This window comes from Levilactobacillus paucivorans (assembly GCF_001437125.1).
GTDB lineage: Bacteria > Bacillota > Bacilli > Lactobacillales > Lactobacillaceae > Levilactobacillus > Levilactobacillus paucivorans.
The window spans coordinates 1-4,537 of sequence record NZ_JQCA01000096.1; the positions used below are offsets into that span (position 1 = coordinate 1).

General features: G+C 47.8%; 7 protein-coding genes. 6 read left to right on the forward strand and 1 reads right to left on the reverse strand.

The window, feature by feature from the left end; all coding sequences use genetic code 11:
* The first annotated feature begins 61 nt into the window (after positions 1-61).
* The 5 genes from mscL to IV54_RS07825 all read left to right on the forward strand — a co-directional run bounded on the left by mscL (position 62) and on the right by IV54_RS07825 (position 2,974).
* The gene (gene mscL / locus IV54_RS07805; protein WP_057878809.1) at positions 62-433 is read left to right on the forward strand and encodes a large-conductance mechanosensitive channel protein MscL; all 372 of its coding nucleotides are present in this window, start codon (positions 62-64) and stop codon (positions 431-433) included.
* A gap of 135 nt (positions 434-568) precedes the next feature.
* On the forward strand, positions 569-1,240 hold the full coding sequence (locus tag IV54_RS07810; RefSeq protein WP_057878810.1) for a sunset domain-containing protein: 672 nt from the start codon (positions 569-571) through the stop codon (positions 1,238-1,240).
* Entirely contained in the window at positions 1,240-2,082 is an 843-nt protein-coding gene (locus IV54_RS07815) for a DNA/RNA non-specific endonuclease (protein WP_057878811.1), read from the forward strand. Before IV54_RS07810 ends, IV54_RS07815 begins: the two co-directional genes overlap by 1 nt.
* Positions 2,083-2,145: 63 nt before the next feature.
* Positions 2,146-2,400, forward strand: a complete 255-nt coding sequence (locus IV54_RS07820) for a hypothetical protein (protein WP_057878812.1) — start codon at positions 2,146-2,148, stop codon at positions 2,398-2,400.
* Between the two features lie 211 nt (positions 2,401-2,611).
* A complete protein-coding gene (locus IV54_RS07825; RefSeq protein WP_057878813.1) occupies positions 2,612-2,974 on the forward strand; it encodes a hypothetical protein in 363 nt (120 codons plus the stop codon).
* A gap of 83 nt (positions 2,975-3,057) precedes the next feature.
* Here the strand turns inward: IV54_RS07825 and IV54_RS07830 are convergent, their stop codons facing one another.
* A complete protein-coding gene (locus IV54_RS07830; RefSeq protein ID WP_057878814.1) occupies positions 3,058-3,315 on the reverse strand; it encodes a hypothetical protein in 258 nt (85 codons plus the stop codon).
* A gap of 399 nt (positions 3,316-3,714) precedes the next feature.
* Between IV54_RS07830 and IV54_RS07835 the strand changes: the two genes are divergently transcribed.
* Positions 3,715-4,302, forward strand: coding sequence for a hypothetical protein (locus IV54_RS07835; protein ID WP_057878815.1), 588 nt, complete (start codon positions 3,715-3,717; stop codon positions 4,300-4,302).
* Positions 4,303-4,537 lie beyond the last annotated feature (235 nt).

Genomic DNA, 4,537 nt, shown 5'->3' on the forward strand with positions numbered 1-4,537 from the left:
TAGACCACTTCTAAGAATAGATTCTTAGTGTTGCACTTGATTTGACAATTGAGGAGTCATTTTGCTTAAAGAATTTAAGGAATTTATTGCTCGAGGAAATGTCATGGACCTAGCCGTTGGGGTTATCGTTGGAGCTGCCTTCACCGCCATTGTGAATTCCCTGGTGGATAACCTCATCAACCCCCTGCTGGGTATCTTCATTGGTAGCATTGATTTCTCCGACCTGGTCTTCAGTGTTGGCAAGGCCCACTTCAAGTATGGGGCCTTCATTAACTCGATTATTAACTTCCTAATTATTGCCTTCGTCGTCTTCCTCTTAATCAAATTGATTAATAAGCTCGTGGCCAAGAAGCCCGAACCAGAGGTCGATACCACCACGCCGGAGGAACGCTACCTCAAGGAAATTGTGGACCTACTCAAGGAAAAAGATTAGCACGACCGTGGCATTCCCAGCAATGGGGATGCCTTTTTGGTACGCCATAACTGCCCCATTATTTTCTCCTCGCCCCCAATTTAACGAAAAAGTCAGACTTTAGGTTGCGGATCCCCACGACTTCTCTTAAAATTAATGAGGCGGCTTAATTATCTGCGGGACTTAACTGCCGCACCAAAGCCGAAAATCACGAGATCAAAGGAGGTCAGTGCCATTATATTCCTATTAATTTGTTTCCTACTGGGCGGTTACGGCGTCTGGTGGGCCCTCTTCAAAACGTCTAAACGTCACTGGATCATCGGCATCCTCGGGGTGCTAGTCATTCTGATGGGATTCGGTGGCCTAGGGAGCACGGGCGATTCAACTACAGCCAAGACTAAAACCATTAAGGTCGGCACCGACCGCCTAGCCAAGGCACAGGCCGAGTCCAGCCGACTGGCTGATTCGGCGAGTCAACAGTCTAAGGCCAGCGACGCCCTCGATGATCAGAGCAGTTCACTAGCTGCTTCCACAGCTTCAATGGCCAAGGCCAAGAAGGCTAGTCAGAAAAAGGCCGCAAGTGAAGCTGCCAGTGCCCGCAAAGCCGAGACGGCGACCAGCCAAGCCGCTTCAACCAGAACCAGTTCCCATAACACGCATCGGGGGAACATGAATACTAGTCAGCGGGGCAAAATCATTGGCAATCGAAATTCCAAGATTTACCACACAGCCGACCAGGCCGGTTACCGCATGAATAGTCAAAACGCGGTGTACTTCCAAACCGAAGCTCAGGCCCAAGCCGCTGGCTATAGAAAGGCGCGTCGCTAATGTCCAAAAAATTTCGTCTCACCCTATACATACTTACGGGTCTCACCCTCTTACTTGGGGGGTGCGGTTCCCAACAAGCCAGTCATTCTACGGCTAGCTCAACCAAGATCGTCCGCGATAACGGGCCAGAAAAGAAGGCCATTAAGCTTGAAAAGGCCAATGTCGCGGAAAAGAAACGCCTCGATCGCGAACAGACCCGCTTAAATCAGCAACAGACTGCCTTGAAAAAGGAAGCCCACCATAAGAAGGCAAAGAAGTCCGCAAAAACAAACCTCTCCACCCTGTCCTACAACGGCCAACAAGAGATCACAATTGATGGCAACAATCCGCACTTCAGTCATCACCAACTGTCGACGGCTAAGGGCGCTTGGCAAACCTACCACAACTTGGATAGCTTGAATCGGGTAACTGGTGCGGCTGCCCTCTTAAACCAATCCCTGATGCCTAAGAGTAAGCGTGAGGCCCTCACGGTGGACCCAACCGGTTGGCATAACAAGCGAACGGCTCATGGCTGGCTCTACAATCGGAGTCATCTGATCGGTTATCAATTTACCGGACAAAACAACAATATGAAGAATCTTATGACTGGGACACGAACCCTGAACAATCCCAGCATGTTGCATAACGAAATGGACGTCGCAACCTACCTCAAGGCCAGTCGTAAAAATTACGTCCGCTATACCGTGACGCCAATCTTCAAGGGCAATGAACTCGTGGCCCGCGGCGTGCAGATGCGAGCCCAGTCCATTGGCAGTAATGCCGTGCGCTTCAACGTCTATATTTTTAACATTGAACCCGGCTATCACATCGATTATGCCACCGGGTATAGTCGCGCTAGCTAAGCCGCTGGTCCAATGGCTGACGACGTAAAAAGCTGTCAATTTTTAGTTCCAGGGAGGATACATATGAAAGTCTTACGACGGACACTGTCGGTCGTGGCGGTCGCCTTCACTCTCGGGAGTGTTGCCGAACCCCTCACCGCACCAGTCACCATCGCCCAAGCACGCTCGTCACGCGTGTGGATTGCCCCCTACCAGGGTAAAAAGTACCATTATTCAAAAGGTTGTCGCGGTTTACGCCGGGCACGAAAGATCAAGCGCGTCACGCTCAAGTGGGCCAAGAAGCACCACTATAAGCGTTGCCGTATCAACGGCTGTTAGCCGTGCAAAGGAGCCTGAATTTCAGGCTCCTTTTGTTTTGCGTGCGATTACCGTGGAAGGCCGTCATCACGCCATTTAGCCGCATTCACGAAAGCGTCACTACTTATTTTTCAGAAAAATGCTATACTATGTAAAGACACGATTTCTTAAGGTTCACATAATTATCCGATAAGTTTTCACAAATTTACGTGGGAATAAAGAGGTCGAAAGAATGAAAGTAGAAGATAGAACGTTTATGAAAGTCGATTGGGAACGTGCCCAGAAGGCCGTTTTCGAAGAATATGACCGTTTCGTTAAGCAATTGCATGCCAAGGGCGTGGATTACACGGTCCAACAAGCCCGACGCATCGTGATTTATCAAGACTTGGTAGACGAGTGGAAACACACGGTTCCCACTCTCATGGCGGATCTGGAAGACAACGATCTGGCCTTGACCGTTTTCAAGGACCTTGCCAAGGACAAAGTCAGCCACGTTTTACAGCGTTGTGCCAAGAAGATGGAGATTTGGCCGGATTACATTCCGTCCCCACTCACTATCTGGTTGGAACTCGCTGAAGATGCCGAACGCGAATAAACTCAGCGTAGAACAAGACACTTTGTTCTACGCTTTTTTGATCGAAAGAAAACGTCGACCTCTTCACCAGGGTCGACGTTGCTTTATTTGGCTACCTGGACTGGATCAGCCTGCCAGGTGATGAGCCCGAAATGTTCGAGTCGCATTAGAATATGATCGAGTTCCTTAGGCGTTACCGCCAGCTGTTCCCCAATTGCCTTGAACGTGATTTCTTGATCCGGATTAACTGCGATATCTAGCAGGACCTGTAGGAGTCCCAAATCCGTGTCATCAAGTTGATCAATGACCTCGTGCAACCGCTGACTGAATCCCCGAATGCCGTTCTTAAAAGCAAATTCCATCCCCATTACCCCCTGTAATCATCAAGTGTCTCAGTAATTGGAGCTAGCTTACCACGTCTCGCGGCAGATCGGTTGTACGGCCACCGCCAATGATAAAGCGATTTATAAACTAATTCCCCTTGCCCAGAACCGGAATCTTTTTGCTCGGTTAAAACTAATCGTTGTATAATGAATATGCTAATTAATTATTGAGATAATTTATCATAAGTGCCGACAACTAGCTGATTGTCTCTGGTGACAACGCGATTTTCTCAACCACTTTGACTGTCAGATCGGCAATCATTAACATCTTTTAACCAGCAAAAGATGCGTTTTTAAAAAAGGTATACTAATCCGTGGAGACTCAAATCGTCCAAAACTGATGACGTTAAAAGCTGTACATATTCCGGGAGGAAACACATGAAAAAACAAACGTTTATCATGACTGCCCTGGCATTGGCCGCATTCGGTGTGGTTGGATCAACTACCACCGCTCACGCCGCCAGTCACTGGAAGTCAGCTCAATGGGTTGATCTGACCAAAACGGTCAAGGTCGATAAGATTCAGAATTCGACGGCGAAGAAGCTCAAGACTTACACCATTAAATCTGGAACTCGCTACAAGATGAGCCACTGGACGGGTGCGACGCGCTGGGTTGTCCAGTCCGGCCGTTTCAATTCTGGCAAGAAGTACACCTACGCCGTTCGTAAGGGTGGTAACAACACGAGCTGGTTCAAGATGACCAAGTACCTGCCATTCCATGGCTACCGCATCGCAACTGAATTCACGATGGATAAGGCCAATACTTTTTACTCCAAGGACCAAGATAGTTCGATCCTTTCCGACTTCAAACCTACCCAATATAAAAAGGTCATCTTCGACAACGATTTGAAAGCCTTCAATCCCAAGCACCACCAATGGGATTGGGAACATGGAGATTACATCACGACTTACAAGTACAAGGAGGGTTCTTGGCATTACATTACTAGCTGGAACTACAATTTCTAATTTTGGCAAAACACCACTCGATTAGACGAGTGGTGTTTTTTCTTCCCTGCCCTCGTTTATCGGTCGGGGCTTCTTGTTATTTTAAAAGTTATCGTTGTATAATTGTGGTTATTATCACTAACCCTAGGAGTAAGGATGCGTATTTAATATGGCACTATTCGGAAATTGCAGTATTTGTGGCTTGAATTTACACTTTAAGTGCAACACTAATTAAATAAAGAATGGCCCATGGCCA

Coding starts and splice junctions, on each gene's coding strand:
- IV54_RS07810 (WP_057878810.1), top strand. CDS start 569: ATGAGGCGGCTTAATTATCTGCGGGACTTAACTGCCGCACCAAAGCCG.
- IV54_RS07815 (WP_057878811.1), top strand. CDS start 1,240: ATGTCCAAAAAATTTCGTCTCACCCTATACATACTTACGGGTCTCACC.
- IV54_RS07820 (WP_057878812.1), top strand. CDS start 2,146: ATGAAAGTCTTACGACGGACACTGTCGGTCGTGGCGGTCGCCTTCACT.
- IV54_RS07825 (WP_057878813.1), top strand. CDS start 2,612: ATGAAAGTAGAAGATAGAACGTTTATGAAAGTCGATTGGGAACGTGCC.
- IV54_RS07830 (WP_057878814.1), bottom strand. CDS start 3,315: ATGGAATTTGCTTTTAAGAACGGCATTCGGGGATTCAGTCAGCGGTTG.
- IV54_RS07835 (WP_057878815.1), top strand. CDS start 3,715: ATGAAAAAACAAACGTTTATCATGACTGCCCTGGCATTGGCCGCATTC.